Annotated in this window: 26 protein-coding genes; 8 read left to right on the top strand and 18 right to left on the bottom strand. The window is 66.1% G+C overall.

What is annotated here, in order from left to right; all coding sequences use genetic code 11:
• Positions 1–41 precede the first annotated feature (41 nt).
• From NQJ30_RS09210 to dxr, 6 genes are all read right to left on the bottom strand, one after another.
• Complete coding sequence (locus tag NQJ30_RS09210) at positions 42–335, bottom strand: YciI family protein (protein ID WP_255769608.1); 294 nt, start codon at positions 333–335, stop codon at positions 42–44.
• A 45-nt stretch (positions 336–380) separates the two neighbouring features.
• Complete coding sequence (locus tag NQJ30_RS09215) at positions 381–980, bottom strand: hypothetical protein (protein WP_255769609.1); 600 nt, start codon at positions 978–980, stop codon at positions 381–383.
• Positions 977–1,663: a MarR family transcriptional regulator gene (locus NQJ30_RS09220; protein ID WP_255769610.1), complete on the bottom strand. Its 687-nt coding sequence runs from the start codon at positions 1,661–1,663 to the stop codon at positions 977–979. The genes NQJ30_RS09215 and NQJ30_RS09220 overlap by 4 nt, the downstream gene beginning before the upstream one ends.
• Positions 1,664–1,762: 99 nt before the next feature.
• A complete protein-coding gene (locus NQJ30_RS09225) occupies positions 1,763–2,293 on the bottom strand; it encodes a hypothetical protein (protein WP_255769611.1) in 531 nt (176 codons plus the stop codon).
• A 22-nt stretch (positions 2,294–2,315) separates the two neighbouring features.
• The gene (locus NQJ30_RS09230) at positions 2,316–3,647 is read right to left on the bottom strand and encodes a M50 family metallopeptidase (RefSeq protein ID WP_255769612.1); all 1,332 of its coding nucleotides are present in this window, start codon (positions 3,645–3,647) and stop codon (positions 2,316–2,318) included.
• Between the two features lie 18 nt (positions 3,648–3,665).
• Positions 3,666–4,850, bottom strand: a complete 1,185-nt coding sequence (gene dxr, locus NQJ30_RS09235) for a 1-deoxy-D-xylulose-5-phosphate reductoisomerase (protein ID WP_255769613.1) — start codon at positions 4,848–4,850, stop codon at positions 3,666–3,668.
• Positions 4,851–4,932: 82 nt separating this feature from the next.
• Here dxr and NQJ30_RS09240 point away from each other — a divergent pair, with 82 nt between their 5' ends.
• Positions 4,933–6,399, top strand: coding sequence for a lipase maturation factor family protein (locus tag NQJ30_RS09240; RefSeq protein WP_255769614.1), 1,467 nt, complete (start codon positions 4,933–4,935; stop codon positions 6,397–6,399).
• A gap of 28 nt (positions 6,400–6,427) precedes the next feature.
• Here NQJ30_RS09240 and NQJ30_RS09245 read toward each other — a convergent pair whose 3' ends face one another.
• From NQJ30_RS09245 to NQJ30_RS09275, 7 genes are all read right to left on the bottom strand, one after another.
• Positions 6,428–7,267, bottom strand: coding sequence for an HpcH/HpaI aldolase/citrate lyase family protein (locus NQJ30_RS09245; RefSeq protein ID WP_255769615.1), 840 nt, complete (start codon positions 7,265–7,267; stop codon positions 6,428–6,430).
• A complete protein-coding gene (locus NQJ30_RS09250; RefSeq protein WP_255769617.1) occupies positions 7,264–7,842 on the bottom strand; it encodes a MaoC family dehydratase in 579 nt (192 codons plus the stop codon). Before NQJ30_RS09250 ends, NQJ30_RS09245 begins: the two co-directional genes overlap by 4 nt.
• The gene (locus NQJ30_RS09255; protein WP_255769618.1) at positions 7,839–8,606 is read right to left on the bottom strand and encodes a CoA transferase subunit B; all 768 of its coding nucleotides are present in this window, start codon (positions 8,604–8,606) and stop codon (positions 7,839–7,841) included. The genes NQJ30_RS09250 and NQJ30_RS09255 overlap by 4 nt, the downstream gene beginning before the upstream one ends.
• 2 nt (positions 8,607–8,608) lie before the next feature.
• Positions 8,609–9,394: a CoA transferase subunit A gene (locus NQJ30_RS09260; protein WP_255769620.1), complete on the bottom strand. Its 786-nt coding sequence runs from the start codon at positions 9,392–9,394 to the stop codon at positions 8,609–8,611.
• 65 nt (positions 9,395–9,459) lie between these two features.
• Positions 9,460–10,623: an acyl-CoA dehydrogenase family protein gene (locus NQJ30_RS09265; RefSeq protein WP_255769621.1), complete on the bottom strand. Its 1,164-nt coding sequence runs from the start codon at positions 10,621–10,623 to the stop codon at positions 9,460–9,462.
• Between the two features lie 2 nt (positions 10,624–10,625).
• Positions 10,626–12,857, bottom strand: a complete 2,232-nt coding sequence (locus NQJ30_RS09270) for an acetyl/propionyl/methylcrotonyl-CoA carboxylase subunit alpha (RefSeq protein ID WP_255769622.1) — start codon at positions 12,855–12,857, stop codon at positions 10,626–10,628.
• An 8-nt stretch (positions 12,858–12,865) separates the two neighbouring features.
• Positions 12,866–14,473, bottom strand: a complete 1,608-nt coding sequence (locus NQJ30_RS09275; RefSeq protein WP_255769623.1) for a carboxyl transferase domain-containing protein — start codon at positions 14,471–14,473, stop codon at positions 12,866–12,868.
• A 168-nt stretch (positions 14,474–14,641) separates the two neighbouring features.
• Here NQJ30_RS09275 and NQJ30_RS09280 point away from each other — a divergent pair, with 168 nt between their 5' ends.
• Complete coding sequence (locus NQJ30_RS09280; RefSeq protein ID WP_308215180.1) at positions 14,642–15,388, top strand: SACE_7040 family transcriptional regulator; 747 nt, start codon at positions 14,642–14,644, stop codon at positions 15,386–15,388.
• Between the two features lie 117 nt (positions 15,389–15,505).
• Here NQJ30_RS09280 and NQJ30_RS09285 read toward each other — a convergent pair whose 3' ends face one another.
• From NQJ30_RS09285 to pdhA, 3 genes are read right to left on the bottom strand one after another with little or no spacing between them, the layout of a single operon-like run.
• Complete coding sequence (locus NQJ30_RS09285; protein WP_255769624.1) at positions 15,506–16,909, bottom strand: dihydrolipoamide acetyltransferase family protein; 1,404 nt, start codon at positions 16,907–16,909, stop codon at positions 15,506–15,508.
• A gap of 8 nt (positions 16,910–16,917) precedes the next feature.
• Positions 16,918–17,928 (bottom strand): alpha-ketoacid dehydrogenase subunit beta, encoded by a 1,011-nt coding sequence (locus NQJ30_RS09290; protein ID WP_255769625.1) that lies wholly within the window; start codon positions 17,926–17,928, stop codon positions 16,918–16,920.
• Positions 17,928–19,106 (bottom strand): pyruvate dehydrogenase (acetyl-transferring) E1 component subunit alpha, encoded by a 1,179-nt coding sequence (gene pdhA, locus NQJ30_RS09295; protein WP_374113238.1) that lies wholly within the window; start codon positions 19,104–19,106, stop codon positions 17,928–17,930. The genes NQJ30_RS09290 and pdhA overlap by 1 nt, the downstream gene beginning before the upstream one ends.
• Positions 19,107–19,301: 195 nt before the next feature.
• Here pdhA and NQJ30_RS09300 point away from each other — a divergent pair, with 195 nt between their 5' ends.
• Both NQJ30_RS09300 and NQJ30_RS09305 read left to right on the top strand, forming a co-directional pair.
• Entirely contained in the window at positions 19,302–19,784 is a 483-nt protein-coding gene (locus NQJ30_RS09300; protein ID WP_255769626.1) for an Lrp/AsnC family transcriptional regulator, read from the top strand.
• Between the two features lie 158 nt (positions 19,785–19,942).
• Positions 19,943–20,701, top strand: coding sequence for a hypothetical protein (locus tag NQJ30_RS09305; protein WP_255769627.1), 759 nt, complete (start codon positions 19,943–19,945; stop codon positions 20,699–20,701).
• 100 nt (positions 20,702–20,801) lie between these two features.
• Here NQJ30_RS09305 and NQJ30_RS09310 read toward each other — a convergent pair whose 3' ends face one another.
• On the bottom strand, positions 20,802–22,418 hold the full coding sequence (locus NQJ30_RS09310) for a solute symporter family protein (protein WP_255769628.1): 1,617 nt from the start codon (positions 22,416–22,418) through the stop codon (positions 20,802–20,804).
• Positions 22,415–22,795 carry a DUF485 domain-containing protein gene (locus NQJ30_RS09315; protein ID WP_255769630.1) on the bottom strand — a complete coding sequence of 127 codons (381 nt, stop codon included), beginning with the start codon at positions 22,793–22,795 and terminating at the stop codon, positions 22,415–22,417. The genes NQJ30_RS09310 and NQJ30_RS09315 overlap by 4 nt, the downstream gene beginning before the upstream one ends.
• Positions 22,796–22,976: 181 nt before the next feature.
• Between NQJ30_RS09315 and NQJ30_RS09320 the strand changes: the two genes are divergently transcribed.
• The 4 genes from NQJ30_RS09320 to NQJ30_RS09335 are packed head-to-tail and all read left to right on the top strand — an operon-like array spanning position 22,977 to position 26,761.
• The gene (locus NQJ30_RS09320) at positions 22,977–24,167 is read left to right on the top strand and encodes a sensor histidine kinase (RefSeq protein ID WP_255769631.1); all 1,191 of its coding nucleotides are present in this window, start codon (positions 22,977–22,979) and stop codon (positions 24,165–24,167) included.
• A gap of 56 nt (positions 24,168–24,223) precedes the next feature.
• Positions 24,224–24,943 carry a LytR/AlgR family response regulator transcription factor gene (locus tag NQJ30_RS09325; protein WP_255769632.1) on the top strand — a complete coding sequence of 240 codons (720 nt, stop codon included), beginning with the start codon at positions 24,224–24,226 and terminating at the stop codon, positions 24,941–24,943.
• Positions 24,940–25,290 carry a hypothetical protein gene (locus NQJ30_RS09330; RefSeq protein WP_255769633.1) on the top strand — a complete coding sequence of 117 codons (351 nt, stop codon included), beginning with the start codon at positions 24,940–24,942 and terminating at the stop codon, positions 25,288–25,290. The genes NQJ30_RS09325 and NQJ30_RS09330 overlap by 4 nt, the downstream gene beginning before the upstream one ends.
• A 7-nt stretch (positions 25,291–25,297) precedes the next feature.
• Positions 25,298–26,761, top strand: a complete 1,464-nt coding sequence (locus NQJ30_RS09335) for a sodium/solute symporter (protein WP_255769634.1) — start codon at positions 25,298–25,300, stop codon at positions 26,759–26,761.
• Positions 26,762–26,874 lie beyond the last annotated feature (113 nt).

The raw sequence follows: 26,874 nt of genomic DNA on the forward strand, positions 1-26,874 counted from the left end.
CTCCTTGGGTAGGTGTTTCGGGAGGGGAAGTGGTCCGGGGGTCAGGACGCGTGGGCGGCCAGGAGGCCGATCACGGGGGTCCATTCGGTGGTCCGGATGCCGGCGATGGTCCCGGCGGCGGCGAAGGGGTCCTCCTTGAGCAGGCTGTTCAGTTGGGATTCGTCCTGGACCTTGAAGATCAACAGTGCGCCTGCCCCGTCACCGTAGGGTCCGCTGGTCAGCAACTGGCCGTCGTCCGCCAGGCCCGCCAGCCAGGCGCGGTGCGCGGGGCGGTGTTCATCAAGGGCGGCGGTGGAATCAGCGGCGTACACATACTCAACGGCAAAAACAGTCATGAGGACAGCCTATCCCCCGGCGCGGACTGACACCGATCCGGGAACTCACATCAGGAGGTACACCTTGACGATGGCTGCCGTGCCTGCCGCCCACAGCATCGAGGTGAGCGTTCCAATGATGAAGCGTTCGGCCGCCACCGGTGTTTCCTTCAGCTCGGCAAACCTACCCAGGCCTTTGATCGCCACGATGTAGGCGATGGCCACCGGCTGTCCCGTGAGGATGGCGACGGCAACGCCCAGGCGTTCGAGTACTCCGATGATCGCTCCACCGCGGAGGATCCGCTGGCCGGGAGCGGGCTGCCCTGCGGCGGCCTGCCCAGCGCCTTCCGACGCCGGGTTGGAGACGTCCGACGGCGGCCTGCCGCCACCGGCTGTCAGCTCACCGTCCACGCTTTGTCCGCGTTCCCGGTGGTCCGGGCCCGTTGCCGGGCTCCCTGGCGGGACACCCGGCGGCACACCCGGCAGGGTGTCCACGGTGACGTCCGCCGAGGGGTCCTGGTCGGAAGAATCATCGGCCGTATTGCCCCTTCCGGCCGCGTCCGCCTTGTCATCGATGGTCCTGGCCAGCCGGAACACCATCGAGGTCACCGGCCAGCCAACAAATCCGGCCACCACGAGGGCAGCTGCGATCCAGAGTGCGTTCACCGTTCTCCTTTGGCGGGGTGGGAGGGCGCCAGCACCTCGGTGTGGGCGTAGTCGAGGAGCATGGCTGCCGCCGGCCTCGCGGCCCATTCTTCCTGCCAGCCGGACCTGAGCACGGCACGGCTCACCGATTGCTCGGAGATTCCCAGTTCGTGGGCCACCTGCTTTTGGCTGCCATGACGGATCTCGCCGCCGCCGAGCGCGCGCAGCCTGTCCACTACGCGCCACTGCGCCGGCGTGCGCTGCTGCACGACGCGCCCGATCAGGCGGAGCACCGCCTCGGCGTTTGCACTGCTCATGGCTCCTTCCCCGGTGCTGGGATGAAGTCCCCTGCCACGTCCAATACTGCCGGGCACCACTGACACTGGAACCTGGGCTGCCGCACTCTTGGCCATTTCCACCGCCTTTCGCGCTGCCACAAAGCCGCTCCCGATTCCTTCCCGCGGACTTCCGCCGGGGGCGAGCTGCACGGCGCCGATCCCGATTCCCACGTACCAATGTCCGTCGCGGAGAGCATGAAGGGCGATGTCTACGACGTCCGCGGCCCGCTCCACGACGCCTTGGAGTTCGTCGCCAACCGAGCGCTCAAACGGGTCCGGCGTGAGTGCGCGCAGCGCGTCGATCAGGGCCGGGACCCGGTCCACGTCATGGGTACTGCCGCGCTGGTCGATGGTCAGGATGTACATGGCTTAACCGTACGGAGGTGATGGCTAATAATCAATCAAAATTAGCTGATTATTAAAAATAAGCCCAAATAGGCTTATATTGTCGAATCACCTGCGGTGCTATCGGAGTGCATTCCCAGCCCCTACAGCCGGCCGCGGGCTGCCCCAAGCCATCCACGCGGCGGCGCCGGCCATCAGCAGCGCCCCGGCGGTCTGGGTTGGCCGGCTGCTTCCGGTAGTGGCCTGCCCAAGGACAACGCCCAGAAGAAAGAACAGCACCGCGCCGAACGCCCAGAGTGCCCCGGCCCAGCGCGGCAGGACAGCCGAACGCCATACCGCGATCCCCAGCAGGACGTTGCCCACCAATGCCAGCAGCAGGCCGAGCAGGAATGCCCCGCTCATGGATGCCGGGAATTCCAGCTGCATCACGTCCTGATTTCCGGCCAGGTAAGCCTTTCCAATGGCCGGTGTGGCGAACGTGGAAATCACGGCCGGCACCAGCAGCAACGCCGTCCCGGCCACGGTGGCCACCATCGCCGTCAGGGCGAGCCGTACCGTCCGGCTGCCGGCCAGGCCGCAACCCAGGGCGAACACCCCGAAGATGGCCAGGATAGTGCCGGCCGTGCTGCCAAAAAGTCCACCTTTCTCCACGGGGCCTCAGGAAGCAGAGAAATTAGCCGAAGAGGTTCACCGGCTTCACGATGTCGGCGTAAATCAGCAGCACGCTCATGCCCATCAGCAGGGCAGCCACCACGTAGGTGACAGGGAGCAGTTTGGCGATGTCGAAGGCTCCCGGGTCAGGCTTGCCGAACAGCTTGGCGATCCGGCGGCGGGCCCCTTCGTAGAGCGCGCCGGCCACGTGCCCGCCGTCGAGCGGAAGCAGCGGGATCAGGTTGAAGACCGCGAGCGCGAAATTGAGCCCCGCCAGCAACCCCACCAGCGTGGCACTCCGGGCCTGGAGGGGGACGTCTTCCATGGCCGCAACTTCACCGGCCACGCGCCCCACGCCCACCACGCTGATGGGCCCGTTGGGATCGCGCTTTTCCTCGCTGAAGGCGGCCTTGGCCACGCCCACCACCCGGGCGGGCAGGTTGAGGACGACGCCGGCCACCTGCTTGATGTTCTCCCCCGCCATGGGCAGGACGGACGACGCCGGTTGGGGCACCAGGGCGGTCCGGGCACCGATGCCGAGGAAGCCGACGTCCTGGTACTGCAGATTGCCGGCGTCGTCCTTGGCCTGGCGCCCGTCAACGCCCACCACGGGACGGGCGGACAATACCGGGGTGACAGTCGTGGTGACGGGGGCGCCGTCGCGCTCCACGGTGATGCTGACTTCCCGGCCGGCGGACGCCCGGATCCATTCGGTCAGCTGGTCCCAGCCGGTGACCGCTTTCCCGTCGAAGGAGGTGACCACGTCATTCGGCAGCAGCCCCGCGGCGGCGGCGGGGGTCAGCTGGCAGTCCGGGGAATTGGGATCCACGGTCTGGCCGGCGGCAACCTGGCACTTGGAGACGTCGGAAATGGTGGTGGTGGCGGTGGCCATGCCGAATCCCATGAGCAGCACGGCGGTCAGCACCACGCCGATCAGCAGGTTCATGGCGGGACCGCCGAGCATCACGATGACTTTTTTCCAGACGGGCAGGCGGTAGAACACGCGGTTGCCGTCCTCCGGTCCCACTTCTTCGTGGGCCATGGAGCGGGCTTCGGTGGCGAGGGTCTGAAACATGCCGGTACTTGAGGGCCGGACGGAGCCGTCCTGCTTGTTGGGCGGGTACATGCCGATCATGGAGACGTAACCGCCCAGCGGAATCGCCTTCACACCGTATTCGGTCTCGCCTTTCCGCTTGGACCACAGTGTGGGACCGAACCCGATCATGTACTTGGTGACGCGTACCTTGAACAGCTTGGCGGGCACCAGGTGCCCTACTTCGTGCAGCGCAATAGACACGGCGATGCCGATCGCCACGAAGACGACGCCGAGGATGAAGAGGAGGATGGGACTCATGCGTGGATCTGCTGCTTCCTAGAGACTGCTTACTGCCAAACGTTCGTGGGCGCGTGTTCGTGCCCAGTCTTCAGCATCCAACACTGACTCAATGGTCAGCTCGGAGGATCCTGGGTGTTCGCTGAGGACAGCGTCGATGGTGTCCACGATGTCCGTGAAGCGGATTCGTCCGGCGTGGAAGGCAAGGACCGCTTCTTCGTTGGCCGCGTTGAAGACGGCCGGGAACGTGCTTCCCTGCTTCGCGGCATCCTTGGCCAGGTCCACCGCGGGAAATGCGGTGGCGTCCAGGGGCTCAAAGGTCCAGCTGGTGGCGCGGCTCCAGTCGCACGGCGACGCCGCTTTCGCCACCCGGTCCGGCCATCCGAGCCCCAGGGCGATAGGCAGGCGCATGTCCGGCGGTGACGCCTGCGCGATGACTGAGCCGTCAATGAACTGGACCATGGAGTGGACCACCGACTGCGGATGCACCACCACGTCGATCCGGTCAAGCGGCACGTCGAACAGCAGGTGCGCTTCGATCAGTTCAAGGCCCTTGTTGACCAGGGTGGCCGAATTGGTGGTGACCATCAGGCCCATGTCCCAGGTGGGGTGCGCCAGCGCCTCCTGCGGTGACACGTCATGCAACTGCTCCCGCGTGCGTCCCCGGAACGGGCCGCCGGAGGCCGTCAGGATGAGTTTCTCCACCTCGGCCGCCGTGCCGGAGCGCAGGCATTGCGCAATGGCCGAATGTTCGGAGTCCACCGGAACGATCTGGCCTTCGCGGGCCGCGGCCTTGACCAGTGCTCCGCCAACGATCAGCGATTCCTTGTTCGCCAGAGCCAGCGTCGCACCGGATTTCAGCGCGGCCAGTGTGGGGGCAAGGCCGATGGAACCGGTGATGCCGTTGAGCACCACGTCGGCCTCCACGGCTGCGATGCGCGCCGAGGCGTCGGGGCCGGCGATGATTTCCGGGCGGTAGTCCGGGCGGCCGGCCAGGCGCGCAGCCTCCGCGATCAGGTCCTGCAGCTGCCGGGCGTCACCGGAGGCGATGCCGACGGCGGCAGCGCCTGTGTGGACCGCCTGGCGGGCGAGCAGCCCCAGGTTCCCGCCGCCCGCGCTGAGTGCCACTACCTCGAAAAGGTGCGGGGCGCCGTCGACGACGTCAATCGCCTGGGTGCCGATGGAACCGGTGGATCCGAGGAGGACGATTCTGCGAGGCTGCATGGCTTAAGTATCCCGCACCCCCGGCGCTTTCCTGGTCTGCCGGATCTAGGAGCCGGGAAAGGCCAGGCGTAACGTTGATGGCGTGGACTGGGTTTCCTGGTTCGACGCTCCGGACTACGAATTCGCTCGGCTGGTGCTGCAGCGAGGCATTGCAGCGCTGTACTTTGTTGCCTTCCTGTCCTCCCTTAACCAGTTCCCGGCTCTCCTCGGGGAACACGGGCTGCTTCCCGTTCCCCGGTATCTGGAGAGGTTCAGTGTGTTGCGCCGGCCCACGCTTTTCCGCTGGCGTTACTCGGACAGGTTGCTTCGCCTGGTCTGCGCACTGGGCCTGGTGATTTCCGCGCTGTTGGTGGCAGGCCTCCCCCAGGTGGGACCGCCGTGGGTGCCGCTGTTGGCGTTCCTGGCCCTGTGGCTGCTCTACATGTCGATATCCAATGTCGGCCAGACGTTTTACGGTTTCGGCTGGGAGATGCTGCTCCTGGAGGCCGGCTTCACGGTCGCGTTCCTTGGCTCCGACCAGACAGAGCCGCCCCGAACCGTGCTGCTCCTGCTGGTGTGGCTGGTTTTTCGCCTGGAGTTCGGTGCGGGAATGATCAAGATCCGCGGCGGCCGGGAATGGCGTGACCTGACGGCCCTGTACTACCACCACGAGACCCAGCCGATGCCCGGCCCTCTGAGCAGGCAGGCGCACCTGCTGCCCAAACCGTTCCACCGGTTGGAGGTGCTCGGCAATCACTTCGCCCAACTGGTGGTCCCCTTTTTCCTCTTCGCCCCGCAGCCGCTGGGTTCCGCTGCTGCCGGCATCATCATCTTCACGCAGTTGTGGCTGGTGGCCAGCGGCAACTTCGCTTGGCTGAACTGGATGGCCATTGTGCTGGCCTTTGCCGCCGTCAGCGATCCGGTGGCCCATGCCGTGCTTCCGTTCCTGCCCCTGGACTGGGCCCCCGGGGCGGGGTCGCGAGGCAATCCCCCGTACTGGCTCGCAATTTTCCTCGCCGCAACCTTGCTGTTGGTGGTCCTGAGCTATTGGCCGCTACGGAACCTTGTCTCCAAGGGCCAGCTGATGAATGCCAGCTTCAACCGATGGCAGCTTGTCAACACCTACGGTGCGTTCGGGACGGTGACCCGGCATCGCATCGAGATCGTAGTGGAAGGCACCCTGGACGCCGAGCCTGACGACGCGGCAGCCTGGCGCGAGTACGGGTTCAAAGGCAAGCCCGGCGACGTCCGCCGGCTGCCGCGGCAGTGGGCGCCGTACCACCTGCGGCTGGACTGGCTAATGTGGTTCCTGCCATTGCGCACAGTCCATGAGGGCTGGTTCTACGCCTTCCTCGGCAAACTCCTCGAGGCCGACCCCCGGACGCTGCGGCTGCTTCGTGAAGACCCGTTCGACGGCGAACCGCCGCGTTGGGTGCGCGTCAACAGTTACCTGTACCGTTTCGCCACCCGTTCGGAGTTCCGGGAGACCGGGGAACGCTGGGTAAGGACGCTGTTGTATGAGGCGATTCCGCCGTTGTCGCTGCGCGGGACCCACGGGCGGATCCGCTAATTCAGGACAGCGGTTCAGGACCGGTGATCTAGACGTCCGCGCCGGCCCTGCGGAGGGTCGCTTCAGCGTGTTTGAGGATGGGACCGTCGATCATCTTGCCGTTGAACTGGAAGACGCCGGACCCGGCCGTGGCGGCAGCGCGCAACAGTTCCCGGGCGGCCGCAATGTCGACGCCGGAGGGCGCGTAGGCTCCGCGGACCACGCCGGCCTGGGTGGGGTGGATGCAGGCCTTGGAGCTGAACCCTGAGGCCACGGCGTCGGCTGCCTCCACGGCGAGTCCGTCCAGGTCCGGGATGTTGACGTAGACGGCGTCCACGGCTTCCTTGCCGAAGGCCCGGGCGGCGAGCAGCACCGTGGATCGTGCCTGCAGCGCCACGGCGCGGTAGCCGCCGTCGTCCGTTCTGCTGGAGGTCCCGCCCAGGGAGGCGAGCAGGTCCTCGGCACCCCACATCAGGGCCACCACATTGGGTGCCGCTGCGATGGCAGGCGCGTTGAGGATTCCGATGGCGGTCTCGCAGAGGGCAATCACGTGGAAGTCCTTGAGTGCCGCCAGCTGGTCGGCGCTCTCCGCTTTGGCCAGCATTACGGTCCGGTACGGAGTGTGTGCCAGGCAGTGCAGGTCCTTCCCGAATTCCTCAGTGCCGGCCGGATTGATCCGTACGATGGTTCGGCTCGGGTCAAGTTCCGGTCCGTCCCCGGCCCCACCCAGCTGGGCCAGGATGGCGCCGCGGGCCCGCTGCTTGTCCGCGGGCGCCACGGCGTCTTCCAGGTCCAGGATGACGGCGTCTGCGCGTTCGGCTGCCTTCTGGTAGCGCTCGGGTCGGTCGGCGGGGCAGAACAGAAGGGCGGGTCCCATCACAAATGTCATAGGGATATTGTCCCCTTTTCAGCGCCCGCCACGCTCCCCTTCCCGCTCCCCTGTTGGCCTTCCGCGTTCCCCTGTTTGGCTTCCGCCGGCGTCCCGCTGTGAGCCGCACGGGTCCACATCAGGCAGCTCCTGGTAGCCAGGGCCACCACGGTGCCGTCCTGGTTCCGGCCGGTGTGCTGCATGGTCACAATGCCCTGGCCCGGCCGCGACGCCGACAGCCGCTTTTGTGTAATGACGGTCTCCGTATAGAGCGTGTCGCCGTGGTAGAGCGGGTGGGGAAAGGAGACATCGGTCAGGCCCAGCTGGGCGATGATGGTGCCCTGGGTGAGCTGCGAAACTGACTGTCCCACCACTGTGGACAACGTGAACATGGAGTTGACCAGCCGCTGGCCGAAGGGCTGCCCCGCGCTCCAGGCGGCGTCCAGGTGCAATGCCTGCGTGTTCATGGTGAGGGTGGTGAAGAGGACGTTGTCCGCCTCCGTCACGGTGCGTCCGGGCCGGTGCGCGTACACCACGTCCTGCTCGAGTTCATCAAAGTACAGGCCGCGCTGCTCGATCACACGGGGGCCGGTCATACGGTCAGCTCCTGGTCCTCTTCGAAAAGCTCGGCGCCTGTAGCAGCCGCGACCTCCTCGACGGTGACGTTGGGCGCCAGTTCACGGAGCACCAGCCGGGACTGTCCGCCCTCGGTGACAACATCGATCACCGCGAGGTCGGTGATGATCCGGTCCACGCAGGCCTTTCCCGTCAGTGGCAGGGAGCACTGCTCCACGATCTTGGGGCGGCCGTTGCGGTCAACGTGTTCCATCATGACGATCACCTTTTTGGCGCCGAAGACCAGGTCCATTGCGCCACCCATACCCTTGACCATCTTGCCCGGAATCATCCAGTTGGCCAGGTCCCCGTTCCGGGCCACTTCCATGGCGCCCAGCACGGCCACGTCTACGTGCCCGCCGCGGATCATGCCGAACGATGCGGCCGAGTCGAAGAAAGCGGCCCCCTTGTTGACGGTGACGGTTTCCTTGCCGGCGTTGATCAGGTCGGGATCCACGGCGTCCTCCGCCGGGTAGGGGCCGACGCCCAAAATACCGTTCTCGGAGTGCAGCACCACTTCGATCCCGGCCGGGATGTAGTTGGGGATCAGCGTGGGCATGCCGATGCCCAGGTTGACGTACTGGCCGTTGCGGAGCTCCCGGGCCACCCTGGCGGCGAGCTCGTTGCGGGTCCAGCCCTTGGTGTCCGGGTCGGTACCGGCGGGGTGCCCGACGGCGGCGCCCCGGTATTCGTGCCGTACGGCTTCCGGGCGGGGAGGCGCTCCCTGCGTGATGCTGGACTCCATGGCTACGCTCCTGCCTGTGATGGGCCCGCGGCCGGCGCTGCCAGCGACACGGTCCGCTTTTCGATGCGTTTCTCCCCGCCGGGTGCAACCACCACCCGCTGGACGAAGATGCCCGGCACATGGACGTGCTCCGGATCCAGTTCCCCCGGTTCCACGAGCTCTTCCACTTCGGCAATCGTGATCCTGCCGGCCATGGCACAAAGGGGGTTGAAGTTCATGGCGGTGGCGTGGAAGACCAGGTTGCCGTGGCGGTCCCCCTTCCACGCATGGACCAGGCCGAAGTCCGGTGTCAGGGACTCTTCCAGCACGTAGTCCACCCCGTTGAAGGTGCGGACCTCCTTAGGGGCGGACGCGATCGCAATTCCCCCGCCGGCGTCGTACTTCTGCGGAAGGCCGCCCTCGGACACCTGGGTGCCCACGCCCGCTCTTGTGTAGAAAGCCGGGATCCCGGCGCCGCCGGCGCGGAGCTTCTCCGCCAGGGTGCCCTGCGGGGTCAGCACCACTTCCAACTCGCCGGAAAGGTACTGGCGCGCGAACTCCTTGTTCTCACCGACGTAGGAGCTCACGGTCCGCCGGATCCGGCCGTCGTGCAGCAGGACCCCCAAACCCCAGTCGTCCACGCCGCAGTTATTGCTCACCGTCTCCAGGTCTTTGGTTCCGCTCCGGTGCAGGGCGTCAATCAGGGCCACAGGGATCCCGCACAGGCCGAACCCGCCGACCGCGAGCGACGCGCCGTCCGGGATATCGGCGATGGCTTCCTCGGCACTGGCAACAACCTTGTTGATCATCGTTGGTCCTTTCAAGGGTCCCGACAGGCTCCGCCACCGCGTGGCGATCCCGGACCAGCTGCTTGCTACAGTCCGAGTTCGCGGGCTATCAGCATCAGCTGGACCTCCGTGGTGCCCTCCCCCACCTCCAGGATTTTGGAGTCGCGGTAGTGGCGTGCCACGGTGAATTCGTTGATGAAGCCATAGCCGCCGAACACCTGAGTGGCGTCCCGCGCGTTGTCCATGGCTGCCTCACCTGCGACCATCTTAGCGATGGCCGCCTGCGTCTTGAACGGCTTGCCGGCCAGCATTCTGGCCGCAGCGTCGTAGTAGGCGAGGCGTGCCGTGTGGGCCCTGGCCTGCATGCGGGCGATCTTGAACGCGACGGCCTGGTGCTTGCCGATGTTCTGCCCGAACGCACTGCGTTCCTTCGCGTATTTCACGGACAGGTCCACACAGCCCTGGGCCGCCCCGGTCCCCAGCGCGGCGATGGCGATCCGGCCCTCGTCCAGGATGGACAGGAAGTTCGCGTAACCGCGGCCTTCCTCCCCGAGCAGGTTTTCCTCCGGCACGCGGACGTCCTTCAACGTGAGCGGATGGGTGTCCGAGGCGTTCCAGCCCACCTTGTTATAGGCCTTTTCCGCTTTGAACCCCGCAGTGTCGGTGGGCACCAGGATGGTGGAGATCTCCTTTTTGACGGTGCCGTCGCCGCGTTCCGTCCGGCCGGTGACGGCCGTGACGGTCACGAGGCGGGTGATGTCCGTGCCGGAGTTGGTGATGAACTCCTTGTTGCCGTTAATCACCCACTGCCCGGCCTCACGCCTGGCGTGGGTTTTGGTTCCGCCGGCGTCCGAACCGGCTTCGGGTTCCGTGAGGCCGAAGCCGGCGAGCGCCTGGCCCGAGGCCAGCACCGGCAGCCACTCAGCCTTCTGCGCTTCGGTGCCGAACCGGTAGACGGGCATGGCGCCCAGGGACACGCCTGCTTCCAGGGTGATCGCCACGGACTGGTCCACCCGGCCCAACTGTTCGAGGGCGAGCGCGAGGGCAAAATAGTCTCCGCCCATACCCCCGTATTCTTCCGGGAACGGCAGCCCGAAGAGGCCCATGTCCGCCATCTGTTTCACGAGTTCGTAAGGGAAGCTGTGTTCTTCATCGTGCTTGGTGGACACCGGGGCCACCACGTTGTCCGCAAAGTCGCGGACGGTGTCGCTGAGGTCCTGGTATTCCTCGGTGAGTTCAAAATCCGGCATAGCTAGGCTCCCTCGCCTGTGTTGTCTGGGTCACTGAGTGGGTTCATGGGGTCCGCGGATGGACCAGCAGACGCTGCGTGGACGGCGGCCTGTGTGTGGATGGTGGCCAGCACCTGGTCCGCCTTCACCAGGTCGCCGGCTTTGACGCCGGTATGCACGGTGCCGGCAACCTCGGCCACCAGCTGGTGCTCCATTTTCATGGCTTCCACGGAGAGGAGCACCTGGCCGGCTTCCACAGTGTCACCGTCGCTGACGGCGACGGAGACCACGGTTCCGGGCATGGGCGAACGGACCTCGGGGTCGGCAAGGCCTTCCTCGCGTTCGATGGCGGCGAGGACGCGGGCCAGCCGCGATTCCCGCGTCAGTACCTCCAAACGGCAGGACCACCCGCCGTTGCCCACGAACACGGCCTCCGGATTCCCCCGGTGCGGGTAGCTGTCCCAGAGACTGCCGAGGGCGTACCGGAGTTCCGCACCGTCGATTTCCAGATAGATGTTGTCACTGGCCAGGCCGATCACAACGGTTTTGTGTGCGGGACCGTCGTTGACGCTGACCAGCGCGTGGCCCAGATCGAGGTTGCTGAGCCAGGTGACGGCCACGGTGGCAATTCCGCCGCCGGGGACGCCGAAGCTCATCCGCCAGGGCGCCGGCGTGCCGAGGCGCCAACCCCGGGTGGTGTCCCAGGGGGATCCCACGGTGGACGGTCCTTCGGCCAGGACCCAGAACTGCAGGGCCGCGGCCATGAGTTCGGCGTCGCCGATGCGCCGGAACGTGAAGTCCGGCATCTTGCGCTCGATCAGGCCCGTGTCGAGCCGGCCTGCGCGGACGTCGGAGTCGTTGATCAGCAGGCGCAGGTATTCGACGTTGGCGTCAATGCCCAGCGCCGTGTAGCGCGAGAGTGCCGTGTCCAGCTTGTCCAGCGCCGCAGTACGGTCCCGGCCCCAGGCGATCACCTTGGACACCATGGGATCGTAGTCGCTGGAAATTTCCAGTCCTTCACGCAGCGAGGAATCAATGCGGATTTCCGGATCGGCGGACGCCGGAGTGAAGGAATCAAGGTCTTCCATGGCCGTGAAGATTGCGCCCCGCTCATCCAGCAGCACCACTTCGCCCGCGGACGGCATGAAGTTCCGCTCCGGGATTTCCGCGTAGACGCGGGCTTCAACGGCGTGCCCGCTAAGTTCGACGTCGGCCTGCCGCACTGTGAGTTCCCCGCCGGCGGCGATCCGCACCTGCCACTCAACGAGGTCAATCCCGGTGACCATTTCGGTGACGGGGTGCTCCACCTGCAGGCGCGTGTTCATCTCCATAAAGAAGAACTGGTCCGGAGCTTCGTCCGAGACAAGGAACTCCACCGTGCCGGCACCACTGTAGTGGACGCTGCGGGCCGCCTGGCAGGCAGCCTCGCCGATCCGCGCCCGGGTGGCACCGCCGTCGTTCAGTGCGTCAAGAAGCGGCGACGGGGCTTCCTCGATGACTTTCTGGTGGCGGCGCTGGAGCGAGCACTCGCGCTCGCCGAGGTGGATGACGTTGCCGTGGTTGTCGGCGAGGACCTGCACCTCGATGTGCCGCGGCGTGCGCACCAGCCGTTCGAGGAAGAGCGTGTCGTCGCCGAATGCGCTGGCGGCAACCCGGCGGGCCGTGGCAAGCGTGGCCTCGAGGTCCTCGGGCCGCTCGACGATATGCATGCCCTTTCCGCCGCCTCCGGCCGAGGGCTTGATGAGCAACGGAAAGCCGACAGCTGGAGCGGCCGCCATCAGCTGAGCATCCGTCATGCCCGGCTCGGCGATGCCCGGCACCACGGGAACTCCGTAGCCCGCCACATGGTTCTTGGACCGGATTTTGTCACCCATCACGTTCAGGGCTTCCACACCGGGCCCGATGAAGGTGATACCGGCCTTCTCCAGGGCGCGGGCAAAGTCAACGTTCTCGCTCAGGAAGCCGTAGCCCGGATGGACAGCCTCGGCGCCGGTGTCCCGGCAGGCCTGGATGATTGCCTCGATCTTCAGGTAACTCTCCGTGGCCGCGGCAGGACCGATGCGTACCGCCACGTCGGCTTCGCGCACGTGGCGGGCACCGTCGTCGGCATCGCTGTAAACAGCAACTGAACGGATGCCGAGGGCGCGCAGGGTGCGGATCACGCGGCAGGCGATCTCCCCGCGGTTGGCTACGAGGACGGTGCTGAACGGCGGTGGCAACTGTGTTGCCTTGACCAGCGCGGGTGTTCCAGTCATTTGGTGGCTCACATCCGGAAGAGGCCGAAGGAGGTCTCCGGCAGCGGGGTGCGGGAGACGACGTCGAGCGCCAGTCCCAGGAAGGTGCGGGTGTCCGCGGGGTCGATCACGCCGTCGTCCCAGAGGCGGGCGGTGGAGTAGTACGGGCTGCCCTGGTCCTCGTACTGCTGTTTGATCGGGGCTTTGAAGGCTTCTTCGTCAGCGGCCGTCCACTCCTCACCACGGGCCTCGTACTGGTCCCGCTTGACGGTGGCAAGAACGCTGGACGCCTGGTTGCCGCCCATCACTGAAATGCGGGACGCCGGCCACATCCAGAGGAAACGCGGTGAGTAGGCCCGGCCGCACATGGAATAGTTGCCTGCCCCGAAGGACCCGCCAATCACCACGGTCAGCTTGGGCACGCGGGCCGTGGCCACCGCGGTGACCATCTTGGCCCCGTTCTTGGCGATGCCGCCCTGTTCGGAATCCTTGCCCACCATGAACCCGGAGATGTTCTGCAGGAAGACCAGGGGGATGCCGCGCTGATCGCACAGTTCGATGAAGTGCGCGCCCTTGAGCGAGGATTCACTGAACAGGACGCCGTTGTTGGCCACGATCCCCACGGGGTGGCCATGCAGCCTTGCGAAGCCGGTGACCAGGGTGGTGCCGTACTCCCGCTTGAACTCGTGGAACCTGCTGCCGTCCACCAGCCGGGCAATCACCTCACGCACGTCATACTGCGCGTTGACGTCCGTGGGCACCGCGCCGTAGAGCTCTCCCGGGTCCGCTACAGGCTCGACGACGCAGTCCACATCCCAGGCGGGGGCTGCCGGCCTGGGGAGCGTCGCCACGATATCGCGGATGATCTGCAGCGCGTGTTCATCGTTCTCCGCAAGGTGGTCCGTGACTCCGGAAATCCTGGAATGCACGTCGCCGCCGCCGAGCTCCTCCGCAGTGACGATCTCACCGATCGCGGCTTTTACGAGCGGCGGTCCGCCCAGGAAGATGGTCCCCTGGTTCCGGACAATGACCGTCTCGTCGCTCATGGCCGGAACGTAGGCGCCGCCCGCGGTGCAGGACCCCATGACGGAAGCGATCTGCGGGATCTTCGCCGCGGAGAGCCTGGCCTGGTTATAGAAGATCCGGCCGAAGTGCTCCTTGTCCGGAAACACCTCGTCCTGCTTGGGCAGGAAGGCTCCCCCGGAGTCCACCAGGTAAATGCAAGGCAGCCGGTTCTCCAGCGCGATTTCCTGGGCCCTCAGGTGCTTCTTGACGGTCATCGGATAGTAGGTGCCGCCCTTGACGGTGGCGTCGTTGGAGATGACCAGGACCTGCCGGCCGTGGACGAGCCCGATCCCGGCGATGACCCCCGCACCGGGTGAGTCATCGTTGTACATGCCGTTGGCAGCGAGGGGAGCGATTTCCAGGAAGGGGCTGCCATCGTCCAGCAGCCGGTCGATGCGCTCGCGGGGCAGGAGCTTTCCGCGGGCCACGTGGCGTTCCCGGGACTTGGCGGGGCCGCCCAGGGCAACCTCGGCCAGCCTGGCGCGCAGTTCACCGGCAAGGGTGAGCTGCGCGGTCCTGTTGGCCGCAAACGCGTCACTTGCGGCGTCAAGCCGGCTGGTGAGGGTCTCCATCGACGCGGTCCGATCCTGTTCTGTGGGAGCTGCTGCTGGAAGTCCCCTGCGGAGCTGCAAGCACGAACTCGGTTAGCATTGTGTAACTGAGATTTAGGTTAGTCTTTATTAACTGTGATGTCCAACACACGGATGCGCTGCTAGAATTCGCTGGTCCGAGGAGGAAACGTGCCCGTCAGCCGACCTGCGCAGCCATCGAATCCGGCGCCGCACGACCGGTCCGGTGCAGTTGCCCGGCCCCTTGCCGGTGGGTCTGGCGATCAGGCATATCCCGGGACGCCGGCAGATCCCGGCACCCAGGCGGTTCCCGGGACCCAGCGCAGCCACGCCAAGGAGATCCGACGCCAAGCCTTGCTGAATGCTGCCGCAGCGCTTTTTGCGGTGGACGGCTTCAACCGCGTGTCCCTGGAGGACCTGGGGGCCGCAGCAGGCGTCAGCGGCCCGGCCGTGTATCGCCATTTCCCGGGCAAGCAGGCGGTCTTGGCTGACCTGCTGCTGACGGTCAGCCGTGAGCTCCTGGCAGGTGGCCGGCACGTGGCGGCCGAAACGAGCGACCCTCTGGAGGCACTCCGCCGGCTGGTGAGGTTCCAGGTGGATTTTGCCCTGGGAAAGCCGGATGTGATCCGCGTCCAGGACAGGGACTTCAGCAATCTCTCGCCCCGGGACCAGTCGGAAGTCAGGGCGCTGCAGCGGAGCTACGTGGAGGTCTGGGTGGACGTCCTGGCCCGGCTGCACCCGGGCGTTGACGTCGCGGAACTGCGAATGCGGGCCCACGCCACCTTCGGCCTGATCAATTCCACTCCCCACTCGGTGCGCAGCCACGGCCGCAAGGTGGCTGTGCGGACCGCCCGTCCGCTGCTGGAGGGTATGGCCCTCGCAGCGCTGTTGGCGGACGTCACCCCCGCGACCCCCTGACGCCGGAGTCTTTGTCCAGATACCGCAGACAAATTTTGTCCAGATACCGCACACATATCGCAGACCGCGGCGCGAGCCGCCGTCCCCAGTTGCAGTACCTGGACAAAAACCCGCGGCTCACACCATGGTCAGCACCATGCCCGGGTCCGCAAGGATGGTGCCAACGTCGGCAAGGAACCGTGAGCCCTGCTCCCCGTCCACCAGGCGGTGATCGAACGACAGGCTCAAGGTCATGACCTGGCGCAGGGCCACGTCGCCCTGGAATTCCCACGGCATCTTCCGGACCGCGCCCACGGCCAGGATGGCTGCCTCGCCCGGGTTCAGGATGGGCGTGCCGGCGTCGATCCCGAACACCCCGATATTGGTGATGGAGATGGTCCCGCCAGCCAGCACCGCCGGAGCAGTCTTGCCGGCCCGGGCGGTTTCCGTCAGTTCCGTGAGGGCTTCAGAAAGGCTCATCAGGGACATCGTGTCCGCGTCCTTGATGTTCGGCACGGTGAGACCGCGGGGCGTCGCTGCGGCGATGCCAAGGTTCACGTAATTGAACTGGACAATTTCCTGGTTGGCCTCGTCCCACCGCGAGTTCAGCGACGGGTTGCGACGGAGCGCCACCAGCACAGCCTTGGCCACAAGGGTCAGCGGAGTCAGCTTATGGTCCGCAAAAGCCCGGCTTGTTTTGAGCTTGGCGAGCAGGTCCATGGTGGGGGTGACATCCACCGTGAGGAACTCCGTGGCATGCGGGGCAGTGAACGCGCTTGCCACCATCGCGGCGGCGGTGACCTTTCGGACGCCCTTGATGGGAGTGCGGGTCTCCCGCCCGCCGTGTACGGCGGCCAGGTCAGCCGGGACACCTGCGCCGCTCCCGGGGGCGTCGGCCACGGCCGACAGGTGGCGCGTCGCCACTGAAACGTCCCCGCCGCCCACGAAATTACGCACGTCATCCCGCGTGATCAGGCCGTGAGCCCCGGTGCCGGCGACTGCAGTCAATTCGACGCCGAGGTCCTTGGCCAGCTTCCGTACCGGCGGCGTGGACCGCGGACGTTCGAAGGACCCGGTTTCCGCGGGATGCGTTTCAGCGGGATGGATTTCGGCATGATGCGCTTCAGCGGGTTCAACAACGGCGGCTGCGGCAGGTTCAACCGCCGGCGCTGCAATGTTGCGCTGCCGCCGGACCGGCCGCCCTGAACTTTCGACGACGGCGCCATACCCCACCAGGTTGGGTTGCCGCTTGGGGGTATCCGCCTCAGCCGGAGCGGTCCCGGCAGGTGACGCACCTGCGTCGTCCGTTACCTCAAACGAGACGATCGGCTTACCGACTTCCACCACCGTGCCGGGTTGTTCGTGCAGCGCGGTGATGACGCCGGCGAAAGGAGACGGCAACTCCACCACAGCCTTGGCCGTTTCAACCTCGGCAATCACCTGGTTCAGGCTGACGGTGTCTCCCACGCTGACCTTCCAGTTGACGATTTCGGATTCCGTGAGGCCTTCGCCCAGGTCCGGGAGCCTGAATTCCTTGATCATGGTGGCGCTCATCCTTCCAGCCCGCTGAGTGAATTGGGCCGGCCCAGCGCACGGTCCACGCCGTCGAGGATCCTGTCCAGCCCCGGCAGGTGATGCATCTCCACCTTGGAATACGGGTAGGGAACATCGAACCCCGTGACACGGACGGGCGCTGCTTCGAGGTGGTAGAAGCACCGTTCGGTGATGCTGGCGGCAACCTCTGCGCCAACGCCGCCGGACTGGCCGGCCTCGTGGGTGATCACCAGCCGGCCCGTCTTTCGAACGGACGCTTCGACAGTGGCGTAATCCACCGGGGCCAGCGAGCGCAGGTCAATGACCTCGATGGAGACCCCTTCGTCGGCGGCGGCTGTGGCGGCGTCCCGGGCGGTCTTCACCAGTGGACCGTAGGCCACGAGGGTCACATCGGTGCCTTCAGTGACCACCCTGGCAGTGCCCATGGGTAGTGCGTTGGACAGGTCAAGCCCCTCATCCACCTCGCCTTTGTCGTGGTAGCGGCGCTTGGGTTCGAAGAAGAGGACCGGGTCATCAGACCGGATGGCCTGCTGAATCATGGTGTACGCGTCTTGCGGGTTGGATACGGTGACCACCCTGAGCCCGGAGGTGTGGGTGAAGTATGCCTCCGGCGACTCGGAGTGGTGTTCGGGCGAACCGATGCCGCCGCCGAAGGGCACACGGATGGTGATGGGCATCTTCACCGCACCCATGGTGCGGTAGTGCATCTTGGCCACCTGGCTCACGATCTGGTCAAAGGCCGGATAAATGAATCCGTCGAACTGGATTTCCACGACGGGCCGGTAGCCGCGGTAGGCGAGGCCGACGGCAGTGCCGACGATGGCCGATTCAGCCAGCGGCGTGTCCACCACCCGATGCGTGCCGAAATCCTTCTGCAGACCGTCCGTGACGCGGAACACACCACCAAGGGTGCCGATGTCCTCGCCCATGAGGACAACCTTGGGATCGTTTTCGAGTGATTTGCGCAGGCCGGAGTTGATGGCACGGGCAAAGGTCATCCGGGTCATCAGCGTGCACCTTCCTGTGATGTGGCTTCTGCGGGGTCGCCGAACGACGCAAGGTAGCGGGCGTAGTGGTCCTGCTGCCGGTCGAGCCATGAGTTGGGTGAGCTGTATACGTGCTTGAAGACATCCAGTGGCTCCGGCTCAGGCATTCCGATGCAGCCTGCACGCAGTTCACGGGCCACCGCATCCGCTTTGTCCCTGACGTGCTGCTGGAACTGGTCCGTGAGCAGCCCCTTCCGGTCCAGGAGTGCCCCGACCCGTTCGATGGGGTCCTTCGCGGCCCAGTCTTCGAGTTCATTGGCGTCGCGGTAACGGGTGGGATCGTCAGCGGTGGTGTGGGGGCCCATGCGGTAGGTGACCGCTTCGATAAAGGTTGGTCCCCCACCGTGCCGGGCACGGTCCAGGGCCACGCGCGTGGCTGCCATCACGGCCAGGACGTCATTGCCGTCAACCCTGAGGCTCGGAATTCCGAATCCTGCGGCCCTGTCCGCCAGTTGCACATGGGACTGCAGCCGCACCGGCTCCGAGATGGCCCAGTGGTTATTGGAACAGAAGAAGACCACGGGCACCTGGTAGCTGGCGGCGAAGACCATGGACTCATTAACGTCGCCTTCACTCGTGGCACCGTCGCCGAAGTAGGTCACCGCCACCGAGTCGGCGCCGTCATTCTGGATGCCCATGGCATACCCGGTGGCATGAAGGGTCTGCGCACCGATGATGATCTGGGGGGTGGCCATGTTGACCGTGTACGGGTCCCACCCGCAGGCGGCATTTCCGCGCCAGACCCGCAAAATGTCCGTGAGGCCGACGCCGCGGCAGTAGGCCACACCGTTTTCGCGGTAACTGGCGAAGATGAAATCGTCCTGCCGCAGGGCCCTGGCGGAACCCACTTGAGCGGCCTCCTGGCCCAGCAACGGCGGCCACAGGCCGAGCTCTCCCTGGCGCTGGAGCGCCGTGGCCTCGACGTCGATGCGCCGGATGACCGTCAGGTCCTCAAAGAGTGAGCACAGCTGCTCATCTCCGATGTCCTTGACCCAGGGATCAAATTCCGGATGGCTGACCCGCTCCCCTTGCGGGGTGATCAGTTGGACCAGGTTCCTGCCCGATCCGCCCAAGTTCCCTGTTCCGCCGGCGGGAGTACCTCCCGCTGTTCCGCCCTGGTCCGTTTCGTCTGTAGACACGATGGCACGCACCCTCTTCACGTCGTTTGACCGGCGCGTGGGGACTTGTGATCCCGCCGGCAGCCAGCCGCCCGGGCGCCGTTGCCCCGGATAGTTGTGACCCTACTCACAATGTTCAATGGGTACAACTACCGCCACCAATACTGAGCACAATGCCCTATTTGGGGTGCATCGACCGTGCTAAAGTTGCGCATTATGCACCCCTTGGATGGCACTGACACGCGGCTGCTCACGGCCTTGGCCCGTGATCCGCGGCGCACGGTGGTGGCGCTGGCCCAAAAGCTGGGACTGTCCCGGAACACGGTCCAGGCACGCATGGCCCAACTGGAGAAGCGGCACGTCTTCCTGTCCTTCGAGCGCCGGATCAACCCCGCATCGCTGGGGTACCCGCTGATGGCCTTCATCTCGGTGCACGTCCAGCAACAGAAGCTGGGGCAGCTGGCACGGGACCTTGCCGGCATACCGGAAATACTCGAGGGATTCGGCCTGACGGGTTCCGCCGACCTGCTGTTGCGTGTGGTGGCCCTGGACGCCGAAGACCTTTTCAGGATCAACGGAAAAATCCTGGCGTGCGACGGAGTGGACCGGACCGATACCGCACTGGCCATGGGTGAGCTCATTCCCTTCCGCATTCAGCCGCTCCTGGACCGCGGCTCCGGCGAGGGCCAGGACAGTTAGGGCAGCCCAAAAACCTGACGCAAAATTGTTTTTCCGCACTACATTGGCGCGCGGCCGCCCTGCAAGCCGGGCTATAGGCTGTTCCCTGGTAGAACCGCGGGTACCGCCCGGCGGCCCCAGCAAAAGGCAGTGCCACCGCGTTGCCGGAAAGGCTCGATGTGAGCAACCCTCAGGAACCGCACCAGCCGGCGCCCTGGCCCCGGCAGCCGCAGCACCAGCCACAGTCCGGTCAGCCTGAAACCCCGGACCAGGACGGCACCCCCGGCCAATCTGCGCCGGACCAGTACACTGCGGACCAGTATGCAGCGGACGAGTCTGCAGCGGCCGGACGTTACGCAGCGACGGGAGCGGGCACTGACGGACAATACGGCGACCCGACGCAGTACGCGGCTGCCGGACGATACGGCGCTGCCGCACAACACGGCGCTGCCGGACAGCCTCCGGCTGACGGGCCGTTCGGGCTCCCCGGCGAGCAACCCCCCGCACCGGGCCGCCGGCGGCTGTGGACCATCCTGGGTGTGGCGGGTGGCGTCCTCCTGCTGGTCATCCTCGGCGTGGTGATCCTGGTCAATGTTGTGGCCGGACCCACCAACCATGCCAGGGGCCTCGCGGACGACTTCACCAAACTCGTCATCGCCGGCGACTCGTCCCAAGCCTATGACCTCTACCTGGACCCTGCCCTCCAGAAGCAGGTGACCAAGGAAGAGTTCCTTGCAGGCATCAAGTCCCTGGAAATGGACGGCTCCTGCAAGCCCACCTATAACAACGTCAGTGCCGGCACGGAGAACGGCACCAAGGCGGCCGACGTGGCGGGGCTTATCGCGTGCAGCGGCGGGAAGGACATTGACCTCGTCTACCGTTTCGAGGGCACCGACGATCTCAAGATGGTAAGCATCAAGATCAAGCCCAAGGCGTAAGGCTCCAGGCACAGGAAAGCCCGCAGCTCTTGAGGGGGCTGCGGGCTTTGCCAAGCGGACGACGGCGGCTTCCGGGCCGTCGTCGTCCGCTTGCCTGGTGTCAGTGGTCCACGGCCTTCTCCGCGCCGACTCCGGTGAGGGACCGCACTTCCATTTCGGCCTGTTTGGTGGCGTCCTCGCGCTTCTTGTCCAGCACGGTGCCGAGCCAGCCGAGCAGGAACGCCAGCGGAATGGACACGATGCCCGGGTTGCTGAGCGGGAAGAGGGCGAAGTGGGCGTCCTTGATCATGGACGTCGGTGCGCCGGACACGACGGGCGAGAAGATGATCAGGAGGATGGCGGAGCCCAGACCGCCGTACATGCTCCACACCGCACCCTGGGTGGTGAACCGCCGCCAGAACAGGGAGTACACGATGGTGGGCAGGTTGGCGGATGCCGCAACGGCGAAGGCAAGCGCCACCAGGAAGGCCACGTTCTGCCCGTTGGCGAGGATACCGCCCAGGATGGCGAGGATGCCGATCACCACCACGGTGCGCCGCGCCACCTTGACCTCGGTTTCGGCGTCGGCCTTTCCCTTGGAGATGACGTTCGCGTAGATATCGTGGGCGAACGAGGCAGCCGCGGTGATGGTGAGGCCGGCCACCACGGCGAGGATGGTCGCAAAGGCCACCGCCGAGATGAAGCCCAGCAGCAGCGGGCCGCCAAGGTGGAAGGCCAGCAGCGGTGCCGCGGCGTTGACGCCACCCGGAGCCGTCTTGATGGTGTCAGCACCCACGAGCGCTGCGGCACCGTAACCCAGGACCAGGGTGAACAGGTAGAACAGACCGATCAGCCAGATCGACCAGACCACGGATTTGCGGGCTTCCTTGGCCGTGGGCACGGTGTAGAAGCGCATGAGGACGTGCGGCAGGGCTGCCGTGCCCAGGACCAGCGCGAGGCCCAGGGACATGAAGTCCAGCTTGGACGTTTCGCTCTTGCCGTACTGCAGGCCCGGGTTCAGCACGGCCGGGTTGCCGGACGTTTCAACGGCTGCACCGAGGAGGTTGGAGAGGTTGAACCCGTAGATGGCCAGCACCCACAGCGTCATCACGGCTGCGCCGGCAATGAGGAGCATCGCCTTGATGATCTGGACCCAGGTGGTGCCCTTCATGCCGCCGATCAGGACGTACATGATCATGAGCGCACCAACCACGATGATCACCAGTGCCTGGCCGCCCCAGTCGCTGATGCCCAGCAGCAGCGAGATCAGGCTGCCGGCTCCGGCCATCTGTGCGAGCAGGTAGAAGAAGCAGACGGCCAGGGTGGAAATGGCGGCCGCGATGCGGACGGGCCGCTGCTTGAGCCGGAAGGACAGGACATCGGCCATGGTGAATTTGCCGGTGTTCCGCAACAGCTCTGCCACGAGCAGCAGGGCCACCAGCCACGCCACCAGGAAGCCGATGGAGTACATAAAACCGTCGTAGCCGTTGACGGCAATGGCACCGGTAATGCCCAGGAAGGAGGCGGCGGACAGGTAGTCGCCGGCAATCGCGGTGCCGTTCTGGGACCCCGTGAACGAGCGGCCGGCGGCGTAGTAGTCAGCGGCGGTTTTGTTGTTCCGGCTGGCCCGCAGCACGATCACCATGGTGACGGCGACGAACAGGGCGAAGATGCCCATGTTGAGGAGCGTGGTTTCCTTGAGTTGAGAAACGTCAACTGACGTGGCAATCCCGATCATTTGTTCACTCCGGTCACGCGGTTGCCGTCTTTATCAAATTCATGGCCTTCAATTTCGTGGCGGATCTCTGCCGCGATGGGGTCAAGTTTCCGGTTGGAGTAGCTGACGTACCAGCCGGTGATGGCGAACGTGGACACAAACTGCAGGAGGCCCAGGATCAGGCCGATGTTGATGTTGCCCCACACCTTCGTGGACATAAACCCGACCGCGTAGTCGGCCAGCAGGACGTACGCGAAGTACCACAGCAGGAAGGCCACGGCCATGGGGAAGACAAAGCTGCGGTGACGTTTTCGCAATTCCTGGAACCGCGCCGTCGACTGGACTTCCTCGAAGTCCACGGACGCCGCTGCGTCCGGAGTCCGGGCATCATTACCCATCGTTCCTCCTCATTGAGAGTTTGACTCGTCCACCGGTCAGCCACCCCGCATGGAGGGCGCCGCCAATGTGACTGCAATCACTGTGCGCGCGCGTAGGGCCTGCATTCCAGAGCGGGGGCCCGCACGGTCGCCCAACGGTCACGATGCTGCGCCTAACGGCGGCCGACGCTACGCTGGCAGCATGCCGGACTCCCCCCTCCTGACCGCCGCCGCAGTCGCAGTGATCGCGCTGGCGATCGCCGTCGTCGTCGGTCTGGGAATCAAGCTCCTGCGGTCCTTCCGCGAGCTGGGCACCGACGCGGAGCAGGCTACCTACAAGACCCTCCACGCGGCATCCCGCGCCGGGCAGCACCTGCGCACGGGACTCAATCCCGCCGGGGCTGCGAAGGCGAGCAAGCAGCTCCGCGCGCTGCTGGGCTGCGAAGCCCTGGCCATCACGGACACGGCGGGCGTCCTGGCCTGGGACGGGGCCGCGGAGGAACTGAAGCCGCTGCTGATGGACCTGGCCGCCGGTGTCCTGACCGGTGGCCGCACCACCGTGCTCCAGGCCCGGGAGCTGGGACTGGAACCTGCCTCCGGAGCCCTGGCCGCCGTCATCGCACCGGTGCGCGCCGGCTCGCGGGTTGTGGGCGCCGTGGCGGCGTTTGCCCCGTCGGCGGGCGCCGGACTGGTCCGCGCCACGAGCGAAGTGGCCGACTGGGTGGCCGTCCAGGTGGAGCTCGCCGAACTGGATGCATCCCGGACACTGCTGATGGAGGCCGAGGTGCGGGCCCTTCGGGCCCAGATCAGCCCGCACTTCATCTACAACTCCCTCAACGCCATCGCCTCCTTCATCAACACGGACCCGGAGCGGGCCCGTGAACTCGTGGTGGAGTTCGCGGACTTCACGAGGTACTCCTTCCGGCGGCACGGTGACTTCACGACCCTCGCCGAGGAGCTCCGCTGCATCGACCGCTACCTGCTGCTGGAGCGGGCCCGGTTCGGGGAGCGCGTCCAGGTCAGCCTTCGGATCGCGCCGGAGGTGCTGGGCACGGTCATTCCGTTCCTGAGCCTGCAGCCGCTCGTGGAAAACGCTGTCCGGCACGGCCTTGAGGCCAAGGAAGGCGCCGGCCACATCACCATAACCGCCAACGACTCGGGTGCTTTCGCGGAAGTCACCATCGAGGACGACGGCGTGGGGATGGATCCTGCCGAACTCCAGTCCATGCTCGCCGGGCACCGGGACGGGGACCACGTGGGGTTGCGGAACGTGGACGCCCGGCTCCGCCAGGTCTACGGGGACCAGCACGGCCTGGTGATAGAGACCGCACCGGGTGAGGGGACCCTGATCACCCTGCGCGTACCGAAGTCCCAGCCCGGCCACGATGCCTGAGCCGGGACCCTGATCCCGGCCGCCGCCGGCTGCCCATGGGCGGCTAATGTAGGACCATGATTAATGTCCTCGTCGCCGATGACGAGCTCCCCGCGGTGGAGGAACTGGCCTACCTTTTGGGCAGGGACGACCGCATCGGCACCATTCACCGGGCCTCCTCCGGTTCCGAGGCCCTGCGGGCCCTCACCAGCGAATCAGTGGACGCCGTCTTCCTCGACATCCACATGCCCGCCGTGTCCGGCCTGGACGTCGCCCGCGCCATTGCCCGGAGCACCAAGAAACCGGCCGTGGTGTTTGTCACCGCGGATGAGGACTGCGCCCTGGAAGCCTTCGAGCTGGCGGCTGTGGACTACCTGCTCAAACCCATCCGGGCTGAGCGGCTGGCCCGCTCCGTGGGCAGGATCAGCGAGCTGCTGCGCGACGGCGGCCCGGCGCCTGAGATGATCACCGTTGACCAGGGCGGCACCACCAGGATGATCCGGCGCGACGACGTCACGTACGTCCAGGCGCAGGGAGACTACGCGCGGCTGCACACCGCGGACGCCAGTTACCTGATCCGGGTGCCGCTGGCCGACCTGGAGCAGCAATGGGCGGACGCCGGCTTCATCAGGACCCACCGTTCCTACCTGGTGGCCCTGAAACACGTCTCGTCCATGAAACTGGCGGCCGACAGGCCCAGCGTCTCGGTGGCGGGCGCGAGCCTTCCCATCAGCCGCCGCCACCTTCCCACGGTCAGGGAAAAGCTGGAAACCACCCGGATCCGGCCGCAGGCATGACACGCGTCCGCGTCACCGCACCGCGCTCGCTTCCCCGCCCGGCCGGCGAAACGCGGGAAGCAGCTGAGGAATCAGAGGTGGGACAGGTTTTCGTCCGGTCCCTGATTCGGACGCAGCTGCGGCTTGCCCTGGTGGTGGCCGTCGGCTTCATGCTGATCCTGGGCGCTTTTCCGGTGTTGCTGGCGGCAGTGCCCGGCCTGGCCGAGACCCGGGTGTGGGGTATCCCCTTCGACTGGCTGCTGCTGGGGGCGGGGATCTACCCGGTCATAGGCCTCAGCGCTTGGCTCTTCATCCGCACGGCAGCCCGGAATGAGACCCGCTACCGCGACCTGGCCGGGGACAAGTGATGTCCTCATGAATCCCGTTATCGGCGTGGTCTCGCTGGTTGTGGTTTCGGTGGCCACGGCCGTGATCGGCTTCTACGGCCTGCGGGTTTCCCGCACCACCGGGGATTTTTATGTTGCCTCCCGGACCGTCCGGCCGTGGTGGAACGCCTCGGCCATCGGAGGGGAGTACTTGTCCGCGGCCAGCTTCCTGGGTGTGGCCGGGCTGATCCTGCTCTCGGGAACAGATGCGCTGTGGTTCCCGGTGGGCTACACCGCGGGGTACCTGATGTTGCTGCTGTTTGTGGCCGCTCCGCTGCGCCGGTCCGGCGCCTACACCATTCCTGACTTCACGGAAGCCAGGCTGGATTCCCGGGCCGTGCGCCGGGTGACCAGCCTGGTGGTGGTTGTGGTGGGCTGGCTGTATATCGTGCCCCAGCTTCACGGTGCCGCGCTCACCATCCGGATCACCACCGGCTTGCCGCCCTGGGTGGGCTCAGCCGCCGTCGTCATCGTGGTGTGCCTGACTGTGGTGGCGGGCGGCATGCGTTCCATAACCTTTGTCCAGGCGTTCCAGTACTGGCTGAAGCTCACTGCCTTGGCCGTCCCGGTCCTGTTTATGGTCTTCACGCTGGCCGGCAACGGGACCGACGCCGTGGCCTCCGCAGACATGAACCCCACCGCAATGGCTCCCGCAGGCGCCTACCAGAACGTCTCGCTGCTGGTGGCCCTGCTATTTGGCACCCTGGGACTCCCCCACGTCCTGGTGCGTTTCTACACGAACCCGGACGGCAGTTCGGCACGGCGGACCACCCTGATCGTGCTCGGCCTGCTTTCGGTGTTCTACCTCTTTCCCACCGCGTACGGGCTGGCCGGCAGGATGTTCGCACCGGAACTCGCCCGGTCAGGGCGGGCGGATGCGGTGGTCCTGCTCCTCCCCGGACAGCTGATTGGCGGCACCGCGGGGGACCTGCTTTCGGCCCTGGTGGTTGCCGGCGCGTTTGCCGCGTTTCTTTCCACCACATCGGGGCTGGTGGTTTCGCTGGCCGGCGTCATCAGCCAGGACGTGCTGGGCGGCGGCGTCCGCGGTTTCCGGCTCGCAGCGGTCGTTTCCGCGATCGTCCCGCTGGGCTTCGCGGTGACCACCGATTCCTTGGCCCTCGCCGGGAGCGTGGGCCTGGTGTTTGCCTTCACCGCTTCCACGGTCTGTCCGGTGCTCCTGCTGGGCATCTGGTGGCGGGGGCTGACGGACACCGGCGCCATCGCGGGGATGGTTACGGGCGCAGTCCTCTGCGGCGGTGCCATGGTGTGCGGGGCCGTCCTTGGTGCGGGGACCCCGTTCTGGCTGGCCCAGCCGGCGGCCTGGACCGTGCCGGCAGCGTTCGCCGTGATGGTTTTCGTCTCACGCGGCACCAAAGACCGGGTTCCGAAAACCATGACCCGGGTCATGACCAGGCTGCATACGCCGGAACGGCCGCTGGCCACCGAACGCTAAGTATACTGTCCCGGCACGTTGGTGACACGGAACGGGTGCAGTCAAGGGCCGCTCCCAGCACGCCGTCGGCCGGCAGTCGCGCATGTAGCCGCGAAGGTGGACAATGGCGGCAT

Origin of the sequence: Pseudarthrobacter sulfonivorans (genome assembly GCF_024391045.1) — a bacterium.
GTDB classification, from domain to species: Bacteria; Actinomycetota; Actinomycetes; order Actinomycetales; family Micrococcaceae; genus Arthrobacter; species Arthrobacter sulfonivorans_B.